This is a genomic window from Spirillospora sp. NPDC047418 (genome assembly GCF_040643275.1).
Taxonomy (GTDB): Bacteria; Actinomycetota; Actinomycetes; order Streptosporangiales; family Streptosporangiaceae; genus Spirillospora.
In genome coordinates this window covers 17,689-33,605 of record NZ_JBEYTW010000037.1, presented here as the reverse complement: position 1 = coordinate 33,605, position 15,917 = coordinate 17,689, and the positions used below count along the sequence as shown (strand labels likewise).

10 protein-coding genes are annotated in these 15,917 nt (G+C 73.4%); 1 reads left to right on the top strand and 9 read right to left on the bottom strand.

Translation table 11 applies throughout. The features are described 5' to 3' along the window. Positions 1–7 precede the first annotated feature (7 nt). Genes ABZ806_RS22985 through ABZ806_RS22970 form a run of 4 tightly spaced genes read right to left on the bottom strand, consistent with a single transcriptional unit; the run spans position 8 to position 5,005 of the window. Positions 8–1,453 (bottom strand): hypothetical protein, encoded by a 1,446-nt coding sequence (locus ABZ806_RS22985; RefSeq protein ID WP_500219406.1) that lies wholly within the window; start codon positions 1,451–1,453, stop codon positions 8–10. Positions 1,454–1,494: 41 nt separating this feature from the next. Further along, positions 1,495–2,412 carry a sulfotransferase domain-containing protein gene (locus tag ABZ806_RS22980; protein WP_500219405.1) on the bottom strand — a complete coding sequence of 306 codons (918 nt, stop codon included), beginning with the start codon at positions 2,410–2,412 and terminating at the stop codon, positions 1,495–1,497. Next, the gene (locus ABZ806_RS22975) at positions 2,409–3,605 is read right to left on the bottom strand and encodes a hypothetical protein (protein ID WP_500219404.1); all 1,197 of its coding nucleotides are present in this window, start codon (positions 3,603–3,605) and stop codon (positions 2,409–2,411) included. The genes ABZ806_RS22980 and ABZ806_RS22975 overlap by 4 nt, the downstream gene beginning before the upstream one ends. Beyond that, positions 3,602–5,005: a hypothetical protein gene (locus tag ABZ806_RS22970; RefSeq protein ID WP_500219440.1), complete on the bottom strand. Its 1,404-nt coding sequence runs from the start codon at positions 5,003–5,005 to the stop codon at positions 3,602–3,604. The genes ABZ806_RS22975 and ABZ806_RS22970 overlap by 4 nt, the downstream gene beginning before the upstream one ends. A gap of 430 nt (positions 5,006–5,435) precedes the next feature. Here ABZ806_RS22970 and ABZ806_RS22965 point away from each other — a divergent pair, with 430 nt between their 5' ends. Then, positions 5,436–9,173, top strand: a complete 3,738-nt coding sequence (locus ABZ806_RS22965; RefSeq protein ID WP_500219403.1) for a PKD domain-containing protein — start codon at positions 5,436–5,438, stop codon at positions 9,171–9,173. Between the two features lie 244 nt (positions 9,174–9,417). On the opposite strand, the gene ABZ806_RS22960 is transcribed toward ABZ806_RS22965, so the two are convergent. From ABZ806_RS22960 to cysC, 5 genes are all read right to left on the bottom strand, one after another. Continuing rightward, positions 9,418–11,034, bottom strand: coding sequence for a CBM96 family carbohydrate-binding protein (locus tag ABZ806_RS22960; RefSeq protein WP_500219402.1), 1,617 nt, complete (start codon positions 11,032–11,034; stop codon positions 9,418–9,420). A gap of 54 nt (positions 11,035–11,088) precedes the next feature. Further along, on the bottom strand, positions 11,089–12,363 hold the full coding sequence (locus tag ABZ806_RS22955) for a hypothetical protein (protein ID WP_500219401.1): 1,275 nt from the start codon (positions 12,361–12,363) through the stop codon (positions 11,089–11,091). A gap of 106 nt (positions 12,364–12,469) precedes the next feature. Beyond that, positions 12,470–13,261: a WecB/TagA/CpsF family glycosyltransferase gene (locus ABZ806_RS22950; RefSeq protein WP_500219400.1), complete on the bottom strand. Its 792-nt coding sequence runs from the start codon at positions 13,259–13,261 to the stop codon at positions 12,470–12,472. Continuing rightward, entirely contained in the window at positions 13,239–14,204 is a 966-nt protein-coding gene (locus tag ABZ806_RS22945; RefSeq protein WP_500219399.1) for a sulfite exporter TauE/SafE family protein, read from the bottom strand. Before ABZ806_RS22945 ends, ABZ806_RS22950 begins: the two co-directional genes overlap by 23 nt. A 103-nt stretch (positions 14,205–14,307) precedes the next feature. Continuing rightward, a complete protein-coding gene (cysC, locus tag ABZ806_RS22940) occupies positions 14,308–15,840 on the bottom strand; it encodes an adenylyl-sulfate kinase (RefSeq protein ID WP_500219398.1) in 1,533 nt (510 codons plus the stop codon). Positions 15,841–15,917: the final 77 nt, after the last annotated feature.

The following is a 15,917-nucleotide window of genomic DNA, read 5'->3' as shown; positions in this document are numbered from 1 at the left end:
GTTCATCTCAACCTCGTGGGGAGCCGGGGCCGGGACTCGCGGCCCGGCGGAGGGGGACGCCCGGGCTCTGCCTGGTCAGCACGATGCCGCGGGCCGGGTTGGCGGACTGGTCGAGCGCGAGGACGCCGCGCGCCACCTCGCGGTCCAGGGCCCGGCCGCGCTCCACCACGACCAGGGTGAGGTCGCTGGCGGCGGCCGCGCTGATCGTGTCGGCGGCGTTGATGTCGGGCGTGGTGATGACGACGATGCGGGATTCGCGGCCCGCCTTGTCGACGGCGCGGGTGAGCTGCCGGTCGTCGTCGCTGCGGACCAGCCGGACGCCGAAGGCGCGCGGCCGCGCGGCGTCCGCGGGATCGCGCTCCTCGCCGTCCCTGCGGATCCGCAGCACGGTGGTCGGCGAACCGCCCTCGGTGCACAGCTCGGCCAGTTCGTAGGCGACGGCCGTCCCGGCCTCGGCGGGGACGCCGGCGACGAGGACGGTGGTGGCCTCGGCGTCGAAGACGAGGTTGCGCAGCCGCCGGCAGATCTCGCGGTGCCCGCCGCCGAGCGCGGCCGACTCCACCATGATCGGCAGCTGGGTGTGCAGCCGGACGTCGGCGGGGCGCCGGATGCGCCGCGGCCGGCGGTCGATGAGCAGGGCGAAGGCGACCCAGCCGAGCAGGCCGACGCCGATACCGCCGGCGAGGGCGACGTCCCGGCCCGCGTCGTCGCGGCCGGCGGGCAGCTCGGCGCCGCGCAGCACCTCGCCCGGCTGCACGACCTTGCTCTCCAGCCCGGAGATCTGCTTCTGCACCTCCTTGATCTGCTTCATGATCTCCTGGCGGCGGGTGCGGGCCGTCCTGCGGTTGAGGTCGTCGTCGTCGCCGGGCAGGGCCCTGAGCTGCCGGTGCAGCAGGGTGAGGTACTTCTCCAGCGACTCGCGGTTGCGCTGCTGGACGCCGCCGAGGATCTGCTGCCGCAGATCGAGGTAGGCCTCGGCGACGGCCTGGGCCCCGGAGCGCGCCGCCTCCGGCGACCCGGCCCGCACCCCGATCGTCAGCACGTGCGTGGCGTTCGGCACCGCCAGGTCGATGCGGTCGCGCAGCTCCGCGCGCGGCGCGTGGAAGCCGGGGAACGTGGCGAGCCGGCGCAGCACCTCCTCCGACCAGACGAGCTGCGCCTCGGTGTCCATCGTGGTGTCGCGGGGCTCGCGCTCCTTCGGGTTCAGCGGCCGTCCCGGCGTGTACCCCGGGTGCAGCGACACCGGCGGCGCCAGCACCGAGATCCGCGCGGTGTACGTCGCCGGGGTCAGCGCGATCTTCGCGGCGCCGAGCGCGCCGCCGGCCAGCAGCGCGATCAGCAGCGCCGCGAAGTGCCGCCGGACCGCGCCCGCGAAGCGGGTGACCGGGATCGAGTCCGGTGCGAGCGGCGGCTCCGCCTGCACGCTGGACGGGCCGAGGGTGCGCTTCCTCATCGCGGTGCCGTGTTCATCGTCGTGCCGTGTTCATCGCCGGGTCATCGCCGTCCTTCTCGCCGCCACGCCGGTTCGGCGCCGAGGAGGGCGGCGAGCTTGTCGTCGTAGGGGGCGAAGTGGCCGGCGAGGCGGCGCTGCAGGGCGTCCGGCAGCGGGGATCCCGGCCGGGCGTTGTGCTGCTCGAACGACGCGGGCCGCCAGCGCGGCAGGCCGAGGAACTCCACGATGGAGTCGTAGCAGGTCTCGGGCTCGGCGAAGAAGTCCTCGGCGTACCGCACCAGGACCCGGTCGCGGCCGAACAGCTCGAAGAGCCGCTCGATCTGGTCGGCGTACTGGCCGCGGTCGAGGTAGGAGTGGTGCCGGTGGCCGTGGCTCACGTACGCCGGGTCGGCCCTGATCTTCTCGACCTCGCCGGCCAGCCGCTCGGCCTCCAGGTCCAGTGCCCGCTCGAACGGCTCGGTCTCGAACCCGCGCGCCAGTTCGTGCTTGTGCGCCGAGTAGGCGCGCACCACCGGGTCGCGCAGCAGCACGATGAGCTTCACGCCGGGCAGGTCGCGGGCGATACGCTCCGGCGCCAGCGGGTGGTGCATGTAGTAGCCGGCGGACTCGAACGCCATCGGCGCGGCCCCGTCCAGGCCGGCTGCGTCCAGGCCGGCCTCGGCGAGGGCGGCGGCGGCGCGGCGCTCGGCGAGCGACCGGACCGGGAAGTGCCCCCGGTACCAGGACAGCCCGCGCGGGTAGTTGACGTCGAAGTAGTGCACGCCCTTGTGGAAGTTCGGCTGGACGGTCGCCGGGTGCGCGGCCAGCGCCCGGAACAGCGAGGTCGTGCCGCCGCGCTGGGTGCCCACCATGAGGAAGTCCGGCAGCGTCCGGGCGCCGGACGTCAGCCGCCCGCCGGCGCGGGTCGCGGCCCGCCCGGCCTCCTTCACCCACTGGGGGGCGTCGCGGCGTGAGATCACGAGATCCTCCCGAGGTCGGTGTGCAGCAGGTCGAGCAGCCGGTCGGCGTCGGCGCGCAGCGGGCCGCCGATCGGCTCCTGCGCGGCCAGCAGGTAGCGGCGGCACAGCTCCAGCAGGTAGAGCCGGACGGTGGCGCCGGCGGCGACGCCGGTCAGGCCGAGCGGCCCGAGCGCGGCCGCGGCGCCGTCCGGCCAGGCCGCGTAGGGCGGCCCGGACGCGGTGCGCATCGCCTCCTGCAGCCGGTAGTGCAGCAGGTCGAAGCCGTTCGGGACGCCGCGCGCGAAGCGCTCCCAGTCCCACAGCCGCAGCACGCCGCGGTGCCAGGCCATGTTCCACGGGGTCCAGTCGCCGTGCCAGGCGCCGAAGTCGAGGGGCAGGTCGCCGTGCGCCTTCCCGACGCCCTCGACGACCTCGCCGAACACGGCGCGCCGCGACTCGTCGACGACCTCGGCGGGGCTCGCGGCCATGCCGTCCCAGTAGGCGCTGCCGCGCAGCGGCGTCCGCTCGGTGCCGCCGACCTCGAACAGCGCCCGCATCTGCGCGATGGGGGCCCGGCCGCGCGGGCGCCAGCCGAGCGCACTGGTGGGCAGCGGCTCCAGGACGAGCAGGTCGAGGTTCCGCCACGTCCCGTGGTGCAGCGCCTTCGGGACGTGCAGCCGCGCCCGGTCCAGGTGCGCGTCCAGGTAGCCGAGGGCTTCGGCCTCCCCGGCCAGCAGGCCGCGGGCCGTGCCGGTGTCGCCGACCTTCACGAACGCGACGGGCTCGCCGCGCGGCGACATGACGTGCAGGATCGGCTTGCGGTTGGCGCGCGCGCTGCCGAGGCCCACGCTGACGACGACGGGGCGGCCGAGCAGCTCGGCCAGCCGGTCCTCGACGGAGGGGCCGCCGCCGGTGATGCGGAGCCGGTCCCGCAGGGTCCGCTCGGGCAGGCCGGTGCGGACGGCCGCGGCGGTGGCGGCGCGCGAGGCGCGCTGCTTGACGCCGAGGTCGTGGCTGTAGCGGCGCAGCGCGGTGGCCGTGGCGCGGGGCAGGCCGGCCGGGACGAGCAGCCGCGGATGGCGGGCGTCCGGCAGGAACGCCAGCTCCCGGCGCGCGCCGGCGGACTCCCCGGGGCCGGCGGCCTCGACGGCCGCGCCCGGCCACAGCTCCGCGACCGCGGCGGTCCAGGCCGCGCGCGCGTCGTCCCCGCTCACTGCGCCTCCTCGACGGTCAGCGCCTGGGCGCGCGGCCGCGGGACCGGCGCGGCGTGGGCGTCCCGCCTGGCCCGCCACATCAGGGCCACCGCGATCATCACCGTGTACAGCGGAACCTCCACCATGTCGTAGGTGATCATGAAAAGGGTGCAGGCGATCAGCACGCAGCAGCCCGCCAGCGAGTAGGCGCCGCGGTCCCGCCAGTGCCGCAGGAACCGGATGGCGAAGAAGGCGCAGAACGCGATCGTCCCGACGATGCCGTTGGCGAAGATGAGCAGCCACACGTGGCCCTGGGTGCCGAGCGGCGGCGAGCCGCACGCCTTGCAGCCGACCCGGTCGCCGCCCGAGACCTGGCCGAGGTCGCCCTGCACGTTGCGGGTCGAGCCGAAGCCGACCAGCGGCGAGCCCATCAGGGCGCTGCGGGTCGTCTCCTCGGCGAGCAGCGTGCGGCGGTTGTTGCTGTGCGGGTTCTCCAGCCGGTCCTGGACGAGGCCGGGCAGCGGCGACAGCGCCACGAAGATCGCGCCGGCGGCGGCCAGCCCGGCCGTCCAGGCGATGACCCGCGGCCCGCCCACCTGCAGGAGCTTGAGGACGCCGAACAGCCCGATCGCGCCGAGCGCGCCCCACAGGCCCCGGTTCAGCGAGTACACGACCGGCCACAGCGACGCGACGAGGACGGCCAGCCCGAAGACGCGGCGCCGCATCCTGGCCCGGACGATCCACGTCAGCAGGAAGTAGGGCAGGAAGAAGGCGTAGGCGGCGCCCCAGGTGTTGGCGTAGGCGAACGGCGCCATCGGCCGCGACTGCTCGAAGCCGAGGATCGACTCGATGTCGGCGACCTTCGGGTGCACGATGTCGCGGATGAAGGAGTTGTCGGCGAGGCCCTGCGGCAGCACCATCTCCACCGGCGAGGTCAGCTGGACCGAGGGGAAGAACGAGCCGACGATCCCGCCGATCGCCGTCACGATGAACATGTAGCCGAGCAGGCGGCCGACCTTCCCGGACGGCAGCTCCCGCTCGCTCATGTTGCCGATGTAGAGCAGCACGATCGTGAACGACAGGTACCAGGCGAGCCGGTAGCCGTACACGAGCAGCCGGCTGAACCCGCCGCCGGGCTCGGCCAGCGGCGCGTCCGCCCACAGCACGAGCACGCCCAGCACGACCCAGACCAGGAAGAACAGCCAGGCGCCGAACCCGCTGGGCGCGACGAGGGTGCCGCGGCGGCGCCACAGCGTCATGGCCATCGGCACGCTGATGAGCAGCAGCACCACGTTGGCCAGGCCGAGGAGCCACCACACCGGGAACCCGAGCAGCGCGACGCTGAGCGGCCAGCCCGGCCGCAGCCGCCACGGCAGCAGCCGCGGCGGCGCGAGAGGCGTGCTCCCCGCGATCCCTCGCATCCCGGCCAATCACCGCTCCGTTCCCTGGACGCGCCGTGTTTCCTGGACGCACCGTGTTCCCCTGGACGCGCCGTGTTCCGCCGGACGCGCGGACCGCGCCGGACGCGTTGCCGCACGATGCGGGACGCACGGCCGCCCGCAGGGGGCGGCGGCGTGCCGTGGCCGGTTGCGGCCACCGATTCCGGTCGTCCGGTAAGGCCCGCGAACCGTCCTCCCGAGGTGCGCAGCGTACCCGCTGGGCGTGCCGGACGTGTCCCGCGGTGCTGCGAGGCATGACCGGACCGGCCGGACCGGATCCCGTTCGGTAGTTGAAACCGAAACGTTAGTGATCAAAGAAGCAGGTCAAACGGGGCGCCGCTACGATTGCCCGGCGCTGTACGCCGTTAGCCGCACAATACGGTTTTTACGTCTACTTGGCACGGAGGGGTCGATGGGCAGACGCAGGTGGGGGGCGCTGGCCGCGGGGGCCGCACTCGCGCTGGGCACGCTGACGGCGAGTTTCGCCGTCGCCGTCCCGGCGCACGCCGATCAGCGCGGATCCGAGCCGGGTCACGGCCGCGTCGTCAACGCCGATCCGGCGAACTACACACCGAACGTCGTGGACGGCGACGTCAAGTCGATCGTCAAGATCGGCGGCAAGATCTATGTCGGCGGGTCCTTCACCCAGGTCAAGGAAGTGGGCGCGAACAAGCCCACCCTGACCCGCAACCGGCTGTTCGCGTTCGACCCCGCCACCGGCGCGATCGACCCGAACTTCACGCCCAGCCTCAACAAGGGCGAGGCCAGCGTGCTGCTGCCCGCGCCCGACGGCCAGTCCGTCTACGTCGGCGGCAACTTCAGCGAGATCAACGGCGTCCGGCACTTCGTGCTCGCCCGGCTCAACGCCCAGACCGGTGCGCCGATCGACACCTTCGACCCGCAGCTGGACGCCCGGGTCCGCGACCTGCGCTTCGCCGGCGGCCGGCTGTACGTCGCCGGCACTTTCGCCACGGCGGGCGGCTCCCCGCGGGCCGGCCTCGCGACGCTGAACCCCACCACCGGCGCCCGCGACGACTTCGCGAACATCGACCTCTCCGGCACGCAGACCGGTGACGGCGTCACCCAGATCTACAAGATGGACATCAGCCCCGACGGCTCGAAGCTCGTCGGCGTCGGCAACTTCAGCTCCGTCCTCGGCAGCACCCGGCGCCAGATCGTCATGCTCGACCTCACCGGGCCGTCCGCGCAGCTCGCCAACTGGGACACCACCCGCTACGGCGACCAGTGCTCGCAGTCGTTCGACACCTACATGCGCGACGTCGAGTTCTCCCCTGACGGCAAGTTCTTCGTCGTCACCACCACCGGCGCCTACGGCGGCTCCGCCAAGCTGTGCGACACCCAGGCCCGCTGGGAGAGCGGCGCGACCGGCGCCGGCCAGCAGCCCACCTGGGTGAACTACACCGGCGGCGACACCACCTACGCCGTCGAGATCACCGACACCGCCGTCTACACCGGCGGCCACTTCCGCTGGGCCAACAACCCGTTCGCCGGCGACCGCCCCGGCCAGGGCGCCGTGTCCCGCGAGGGCATCGTCGCGCTCGACCCCGCCAGCGGCCTGCCGTTCAGCTGGAACCCCGGCCGCGACAAGGGCGTCGGCGTGTTCGACATGCTCGCCACCGACGAGGGCCTGTGGATCGGCAGCGACACCGACAACGTCGGCGGCGAGTTCCATCAGAAGCTCGCGCTGTTCCCGCTCGCCGGCGGCAAGGCCGTCCCGGCGTACAGCACCGGCGCGCTGCCCGGCAACGTCTACTCCGGCGGCGGCATCGGCCTCGGCGCGGAGAACTACCTGCGGCACCGCACCTTCGACGGCACCACCGCCGGCGCCGAGGTCGCCGACGACCCCGGGGGCGTCGACTGGCGGTCCGCGCGCGGCGCCTTCATGGTCAACGGTGAGCTGTTCTACGGCGGGTCCAACGGCACGTTCAACCGCCGCACGTTCGACGGCACCACGCTCGGCGCGCCCACCGCGATCGACACCGCGGACCAGCTCGTCAGCATGACGACCTGGCATTCGCAGGTCCCGAGCATCACCGGCATGTTCTTCGCCAACGGCCGGATCTACTACACCCGCGGCCAGTCCGCGCTCTACTACCGGACGTTCAACCCGGAGAGCAACGTCGTCGGCGCCCAGGAGTTCACCGCCGTGAACAACCTGCCCGGCATGTCGTGGAGCACCTCCGGCGGCATGTTCGTCAACGACGGCAGCCTCTACTACGTCAACAACGGCAACGGGCGGCTGTACCGGGTCGCGTTCTCCGACGCGGGCGTCCCCTCCGGGGCCTCCACCGAGGTCAGCAGCGCCGACTGGCGCGGCCGGACGGTGTTCCTGTTCAGCGGGACGCCGAACGCGGCGCCGCAGGCCGCGTTCACCGCCAACTGCAACAAGCTGGAATGCGCGTTCGACGCGGCAGGCTCGACCGACCCCGACGGTTCCATCGCCTCGTACGCGTGGGACTTCGGCGACGGCCAGAACGGCACCGGCGCCACGGCCCAGCACACCTACACCGAGGCCGGCGAGTACACGGTCACGCTGACGGTGACCGACGACCGCGGCGGCAAGGGCACCAAGACCCAGACGCTCACGGTGGCGCCGGACCAGGCGAGCATCGCCTACCGCGGCGGCAGCGGCGGAAACGCCAACGTCCAGACGGCGTCCGCCACGGTTCCGCCGTCGGTCCAGGCCGGCGACGGCATGATCATGGTGCTGACCTACAACAGCGGCAGCGCCTCGATGACCACGCCGCCCCCGGGCTGGACGCAGGTCGACACGCAGACCGTCGGCAGCGCCACCTCCGTCCTGTGGAAGCGGGTCGCGCAGGCCGGTGACGCCGGCACGCAGGTCGACATCGGGTTGAGCGCCTTCACCAAGGCCGACATCCGGCTGCTGGCCTACGACGGCACCAACACCACCGACCCGGTCGCCGCGGTCGCCAAGGGCGGCGACGCCGACGCGGTCACCGAGCACACCAGCCCGAACGCGCAGGTCGGCTCGGCCGGATCGTGGGCGGTCACGTACTGGGGCGACAAGTCGTCCAGCACGACGTCCTGGACGGCGCCGGCGGGCGTGGAGACGCGCGGCACGGGCATCGGTTCCGGCGGCGGGCGCATCACGAGCCTGATCGCCGACAGCAACGGCTCGGTCCCGACCGGCGCCTACGGGAGCAAGAAGGCCACCACCGACGCCGCCAGCCGCGCCGCGATGTGGACCATCATCCTGGCGCAGGGCGACTCGGCGGCGACGAACGAGGCCCCGCAGGCCGCGTTCACCCGCAGCTGCGAGAGCATGCAGTGCGCGTTCGACGGGTCGGGCTCGTCCGACCCCGACGGCTCGGTCACCGCCTACAAGTGGGACTTCGGCAACGGCGCGGCCGCCACCGGCGCCACGCCGGAGCACACCTACGCCGCGGCCGGCACCTACACGGTCAAGCTGACGGTGACCGACGACCAGGGCGCCAAGGACACCAAGGCTCAGACGGTGACGGTCGCGCCGAACCTGGCGAACATCGTCTACCGGGGCGGTGCCGGCGGAAACGCCAACGTCAAGACCGCGCACGCCACGGTCCCGGCGTCCGTCCAGGCGGGCGACGGCATGATCATGGTGCTGACCTACAACAGCAGCGACGCGTCGATGACGGCACCGCCGTCCGGCTGGACGAAGGTGGACGAGCAGAACGCGGGCAGCGTGACGTCCGTCCTGTGGAAGCGGGTCGCGCAGGCCGGTGACGCCGGCACGCAGGTCGACATCGGGTTGAGCGCCTTCACCAAGGCCGACATCCGGCTGGTGGCCTACGCGGGAACCGACACCACCGACCCGGTCGCGAAGGTCGCCAAGGACACCGACGACGACTCCGGCACCGAGCACACCAGCCCGGACACCGACGTCACCGCGGCGGGCGCCTGGGCGATCACGTACTGGGGCGACAAGTCGTCCAGCACGACGTCCTGGACGGCGCCGGCGGGAGTCGAGACCCGCGGCACGGGCATCGGTTCCGGCGGCGGGCGCATCACGAGCCTGATCGCCGACAGCAACGGCGGGGTCCCCACCGGCACCTACGGGAGCAAGAAGGCCACCACCAACGCCCCCAGCCGCGCCGCGATGTGGACCATCATCCTGAAGCGCAAGTAACCAGCACCCCCAAGTGGCCGCGGCCGCGACGCCCCCCAGGCGCCGCGCCGCGGCCACTTGCATTAACGCCGCCCGAACCACCACCCGCGCGCCATTGTCATGTACGGCCAGTCGATGCACGGCCGTGGTGCGGACCTGGAGCGGCGCCACGGGCAGGCACGCGGAGGGCGCCCTAGCGCCCGGAGCGGGCATGCCTGCGTCGCTGACGGGGGTTCCAGGGGGTCGCCCCCCTGGGCCGACACAGCTAGCACAGCTCCTTCCACGCCTTGCGGCTGTGGGTGTCCAGGAGGCGGAAGTCGCCGGTGGGCCAGTCCAGGTCGAAGTAGGCGACCCACAGGGCGTGGTGCTTCTTCAGGTAGGCGTTGGTGGCGCGGAGCCAGGCGGCGCGTTCGGTGCCGGTGTCGTCGCCGACCAGGTAGCTGCCGGTCTCGGCGACGCCGAAGGGCAGGTTCTCGGCCTTGGAGACGGCGACGACGCGGTCGTACATGGTGGGCGGCGAGTCGTAGCGGCCCTTCTTCCAGCCGAGGTTGTAGGCGTCCCAGCCGAGGACCTGGACGACGTCGCGGCCCGGGTAGTAGTCGCGCCAGTCGCGCTTGGAGAGCGGGTCGAGGCTCCAGCTCATCAGCACCAGGGTGGCGTGCAGGCGCGCGTTGCCGGCCTTGTCGGCGAGGGAGCGCAGGTGCCGCCACGCGGCGCGGTAGTCGGCGGCGGTGAACTCGCCGGCGGCGATGTTGTCCTCGGGCTCGTGGTAGTAGACCCAGTAGACGTCGCGGTCGCGGGGCGCGGTGGCGAACCAGCGGGTCATCGCCTTGTCGTACTTGCCGGCGAGGACGTCCTTCGGGGCGAGCTTGAAGGAGATGATCGGCGGCCGGTCGCCGAGGTCGGGGTTGCCCGGCCACGCGGGCGGGACGCCCCGGTAGAAGAGGCGGACGGTCTCCAGGCCGCCGTACCGGGCGTCGAGGCGGCCGAGGGCCTTCTGGAAGGTCTCGCCCGGGTTGAGCTCAAGGGAGAGGCCGCAGAGCGTCCGGCCGCCGCCGGGGGACGTCCCGGGGGACTCGGTGGGCTCGGGGGCCGCCCAGGTGGGCTCCGGGCCGGGCGCGGGCAGCGCCGCCGTCGCGGACGGTGTCGGGGTCGGCGCGGCGCTGCGGGACGGTGCGGGCGCGCCGCGGCGGGTCTTCAGCACGAGGCGGGGTCCGTCGCCGCCCTCCCGGGAATGCAGGGAGGCCGCCGACCGGGGGTCCTGGTTGGTGACGGCGAAGGCGTAGCGGCCGGGGCCGGTCACGACCGGGCCGACGTCGAAGGAGATCCGGTCCCCGGTGGACGCGGCGGTCGCGATGACCGGGCCGGCGGACGGCCGGTTGCTCCAGGACGTGCCCTGCTCGGTCCAGGCGCCGGGCAGCGTGCGCAGCTCGACCTGCCGGGGCCGGTTGCTGGGGCGGTCGAAGGCCACCTCGACGCGGGCCTCGGCGATCTGCGGGGTGCCGCGCGGCACGTCGAACGCGATGTAGGCCTCGGAGTGCCAGTCCGGCCACTGCGAGGCGGTGATCTTCTTGGCGCCGCCGAACCCCGTGCCGGGCATCTCGCGTACGACATAGGTGTCGGCGGCGGCCGGCAGGACGGTGCCGGCGAGGGCGGCGGCGGTGTGGGCGTCGCGGCTGGTGCCGGTGCCGGTCAGCGCGATCGCGCCGACGGAGCCGCCGAGCACGAGGAGGGTGCCGGCGGCGGTGAAGTAGCGGGACGGCCGCGGGCCGCGCCGCCGGGCCCGCCCGCGCCGGCGGGCCGGCGGGACGGGCTGCGAGCGGCGGGCGTCGGGTCGGTGGTGACCACCGGGGAACGGGTCGCGGGGGTCGCTGTCGTGCACGGACGGCCCCTTTCTCTCGATGGTCGTCCCTTTATCTCACACGCCCCACCGGGCTCACTGGGCCGGGAACATGCCCAGCCGGCCGTGGTACTCGTGCCCGAGCTCCTCGGTGTCGCTGCCGACGAGCAGGCCCTTGGGGTGGGCGACGAGCGTCTCGACGCCGTGGCCGAGCGTCCGCGTGGGGTTCCACGCCAGCGCCTTGCCCGTCGCCGGGTTCAGGGCGCCGATGCCGGGGCGCGACACGGAGCCGGGGCCGGGGGTGTCGTGCCCGTAGGGGTTGTCCAGCCACCGCTGGTGCCCGCCGACGTAGACGGCGGAGCCGGTCACCGAGGTGGACAGCAGCGTGTCGCCGCCCGTCCAGTTGACCCAGGTCGGCTTCTGCCGGGCGCCGGTGCGGGCCGCGTCCCAGCGTGCGGCGGAGTCGCACAGCGTGGTCCGGCCGTAGGGGCCGCCGGTGGTGACGACGACGAAGTACTTGCCGTCGGGGGAGAAGTCCATGCCGCGCATGTAGGTGTCGAACGCGTTGAGGTTGCACGCGTCGGCGTACTCCGTGGTCGACCAGGTCGACAGCTTCGCGGCGCCCGTGCCCAGGGTGATCATCGCGATCTGGGGCCGGCTCTGCCCGTCGACCCGGGTGAACGTCCCGTTGATGACCATCCGGGTGTCGGCCGGGTCGACCGCGAGCTTGTAGACCTTCAGGGTGCCCGACCGCGGATTGGTGATGCCGAAGTCGAAGTTCTTGTCGGCGGCGCCGGTCAGCGAGTCCACCCGGGCGAGGGCGGTGCGGGCCTTGCCGCCGGCCTTGGTGAACGAGCCGCCGATGTAGAGGTGCCGGGCGCGCCGGACCATCGTGGTGACCCGGTAGTTCACGTTGGGCTTGAAGCCCGCGTGGACCTGGTTGGCGTCCGTCCTGATCGCGGCGACCGTGCCGGTCTTGACCCCGTCGACGGTCTTGAACGTCCCGGCGATGTAGACCCAGGCGCCCTTCGTCCCCGGCTGGAGGGCGTGCACGGTCCCGTCGACCTTGGGGGTGAAGGCCGTGCTGATCTTGCCGGTCCGGATGTCGTAGGCGAAGAGGTTGTGCCGCTTGACGGCCTTCTTGCCGCTGCCGGCCTCGCGCACCTGGTCGAAGTTGCCGCCGACGATGACCGTGTTCCCCACGACGGTGATGGCGCGGACGGTGCCGTCCAGCACGTGCGGCGTGTTGTTCACCGGGTTGGCCGAGACCACCTTGGCCTGGGCGATGTCGGCGCTCGCCGCGCCCGCCGCGGCGGGCACCGCGAACGCCGCGAGGGAGGTGGCCGTGAGGCAGGCGATGAAGGGTCGCATGAAGGTGCTCCGGAAGCGGCCGGGGTGGATGATGGCTTCTTGTCCTACCACATGGCGGATTGCCGGGCAGCGGTTCCGCGGAACCCGGTCCGGCGGGGCGATCCGGTCACCCGGCGGGCGCCTTGCCGTGGCGGATCCGGTGCACGACGACCCGCCCCAGGTAGGCGCCCAGTTCGACGGTGTAGCGGCGCCACAGGCGGCGGGGCTCGCGGGCCAGCCGGTAGAGGAATCCGACGCGCAGCTTGAGCACCCAGCCCGGGTAGTAGTCACGCCGCTCGGCGAGGTGCTCGAAGTAGGCGCCGCAGGTGATGATGACGGGCGCGGTGAGCCGGTCGCGGTACTCGGTGACGAACCGCTGCTGCAGCGGGGTGCCGAGGCCGACGTGCAGGATGTCGGGGGCGGCGTCGTTGATTTCGGCGACGAGCCGTTCGGCCGTCTCGGCGGGGAGGCGGCCCTGGTCGTCGGCCCAGTGGCCGTGCTGGGTGCCGGCGATGGCCAGGCCCGGGTACCACCGGCGGACGTTCTCGGCGGCGGCCTCGGCGACGCCCGGGGCGTTGCCGAACAGGAAGACCCGCCAGCCCTGCTCGGCGGGCTGCCCGAACAGGTCGTCGGTGAGGTCGTCGTTGGCCATCCGGCCGGGGACCGGGCGTCCGAAGATCTTCGCGGCGAGCACCACGCCCCAGCCGTCCGGCAGGTCGAGGTCGAAGCCGTTCATGAGGTCGCGCAGCCCGGCGTCCTTCTGCGCCTTGAGGACGTAGTCCGGGTTGGCGAACGTGACGGTCAGCTTCCTGCGCTCCTTGACGGCCGCCGCCACGAACGACCGGAGCTGCGCGACGTCGGTGCGGCTGACCCGCACGCCGAGGACGTCGACGGTGTCATGCGGCCATCGTTGGTCCACGCTTGCTCTGCTCTCCTGGTGCGCCGGCTCGGCCGGCTGCCGGGACGGGAGAGGGCAGCGTATCCCGGTTCCGGCCGGCGCGGTGGCGCTGGACGAGCCAGGTCAGGATGGTGGCGGCGGTCAGGGCGAGCAGCGTCCAGGCGAGAGGGAGCGTGCCGAGGCCGAACATCTTCAGCGAGGACGCGACCAGGACGAGCGCGAGGACGCGGCGGATGAGCCCGCCGGGGGCGCGCGAGGAGATCTTGGAGCCGAGGTAGACGCCGGGGACGGAGCCGACGAGCAGGGCGGCGGTGACCTCCATCCGGAAGTCGCCGAACAGCAGGTGGCCGAGGGCGGCGGCGAACACCAGCGGGACGGCCTGGAGCAGGTCGGTGCCGACGAGCTGGTTGGCCTTCAGCGCCGGGTACAGGGCGAGCAGCGCGACGATGATGAGGGAGCCGGAGCCGACCGAGGTGATGCCGACGACGAGGCCGCCGACCGCGCCGACCAGCACGGTCGGCAGCGGGCGCACGTGGATCTCGGGCGTTTTCCCGTCGTCTCCGGAGCCGGCCCCGCCGCGGCGGGCCAGCCGGGCGCGCAGCACGAGCCCGGCGGCCGCGATCATCAGCGCGACGCCCATCGCGATGCTGATGAAGTCCTCGATCGAGTCGCCGTGCCCGAGGGCCCTGGCCAGCAGGACGCCGGAGAACGCGGCGGGCACCGAGCCGGCGCACAGCCAGCCGACCAGCCGCATGTCGATCGTGCCCTGCCGGTAGTGGACGGCGCTGCCGACGGGCTTCATGACGGCGGCGGCGACCAGGTCGCTGGACACGGCGGCGAGCGGGCTCACGCCGAAGTAGGTCACGAGCATCGGCGTCATCAGCGCGCCGCCGCCCATGCCGGTCAGCCCGACGATGATGGCGACGAGGAACGAGCCGAACGCCATCGTCCAATCGAAGTCCATCGGCATGACCTACCTGTCATGTAGGAAAACTCGCGTACTACCCTAGGGGACGCCCCTCGGATCGGTCTAACCCGGGTACCGAGGGACAAACGAGGCAGAAGTTCTATTCGGGACGGACCCAGCCGCCGGCCACCAGCAGGTCGAGCACCCTGCCGACCGCCTCGTCCGGCGTCATCCGCGCGGTGTCGAGCGTGAGGTCGGCGTCGTCCGGCACCTCGTAGGGGTCGGAGATGCCGGTGAACTCCGGGATCTGGCCCGCGCGGGCCTTGGCGTACAGGCCCTTGCGGTCGCGCCGCTCGCACTCCTCCAGCGGTGTCGCGACGTGGACGAGGATGAAGTCGCCCACGGCCGACACCATCCGCCGGACCTCGGCGCGGGTCGCCGCGTACGGGGCGATCGGCGCGCAGATCGCGGTGCCGCCGTGCCGGGTGATCTCGGCGGCGACGAACCCGATCCGCCGGATGTTGAGGTCGCGGTCGGCGCGGGAGAACGTCAGCCCGGCCGACAGCATCCGCCGGACGACGTCGCCGTCCAGCAGGGTGACGGTCCGGCCGCCGCGCTCGATCAGCGCGTCGGACAGGCCCCGCGCGACCGTGGACTTCCCGGATCCCGACAGCCCGGTGAAGAACACCGTGATGCCCCGCGCGTGCTTCGGCGGGCGCGCCCGCACCAGCTCGGCGGCGACGGCCGGCGGGGTGAACCAGTCGGGGACGGGCTCGCCCGCGTCCAGCAGCTCGTCCAGCCGCTCGGCGGTCAGCTCCGCCTGGACGTGGTCGGGTTCGATGCGCGCGACCGGCCGCCAGACCTCCACGTCGGCGTCGTAGGCCCACGGCTCCGGGACGACCAGCGGGATCGCGGTGCCGTCCAGCCCGGCGTCGGCGAGCAGGTGGGTGGCGCCGTACGCGGCGGCGACGTGCGCGCGGAGCAGGACGTCGCGCTCCTCGCGGTCCGCGCCGGCACCGCGCGCGGGCAGCGGCACCGGGACGATCCGGGCGCCGTCCGGCAGGTCCTTGCGGACGCCCAGCAGCGCCCGGACGAGGGACTCGTCGTGCTCGCCGCCGAGCAGCGGCAGCACCAGCACCCGCGCGCCGAGCCGCTCGGCGACCTGGCGGAGCTGGCCGAGCTGCTTGCGGTGCAGCGGCCGCCGGGTGGCCACCGCGAGCATGTTGCCGGGGGGTGCGGGGGGGCGCTCCCCCTCGGGGGACTGGGCGAGGAGGGGCCCCTCGGCGGGGGCGAGTTCGTCCGGGCGGCGGCGCAGCGCGTGGAACGGTCCGTGCGCGGGCGCGCGCAGCGCCTCCAGCGGCCCCGCGAGCCGCCAGTCCTGGGTGGCCGGGTCCTGCCACGCCTCGGCGACCTCCAGCACGGCGAGCGGCACGCCCTCCGGGTCCTGCAGGACGACCCGCTCCTGCCCGGTCAGCTCCTTCGGGACGGTCAGCGTGACCGGGACCGGCCACGGGGTGCCGTCGGCGAGCCTGCCGCCGGCGACCACCATCGCGGTGTCGTAGGAGCCGAGGAATCCGGCCAGCGGCCGGTACACCCCGGCGAGGAGGAGCTCCAGATCGGCGAGCTCCACCGGGTCAGGGGTCCATGCGGGCAGGTCCCGCAGCGTGTCGGGAAGGCCGGCGTCGGCGGTCACCGCGATCTCCGATCCCGCCCGGCGGCGGGGAACCGGGCTCGTCCGTGTCAGTGGGAGTTTCCGCAGGAAAAATACTG

Coding starts and splice junctions, on each gene's coding strand:
- ABZ806_RS22985 (WP_500219406.1), bottom strand. CDS start 1,453: ATGAGGAAGCGCACCCTCGGCCCGTCCAGCGTGCAGGCGGAGCCGCCG.
- ABZ806_RS22970 (WP_500219440.1), bottom strand. CDS start 5,005: ATGCGAGGGATCGCGGGGAGCACGCCTCTCGCGCCGCCGCGGCTGCTG.
- ABZ806_RS22965 (WP_500219403.1), top strand. CDS start 5,436: ATGGGCAGACGCAGGTGGGGGGCGCTGGCCGCGGGGGCCGCACTCGCG.
- ABZ806_RS22955 (WP_500219401.1), bottom strand. CDS start 12,363: ATGCGACCCTTCATCGCCTGCCTCACGGCCACCTCCCTCGCGGCGTTC.
- ABZ806_RS22945 (WP_500219399.1), bottom strand. CDS start 14,204: ATGGACTTCGATTGGACGATGGCGTTCGGCTCGTTCCTCGTCGCCATC.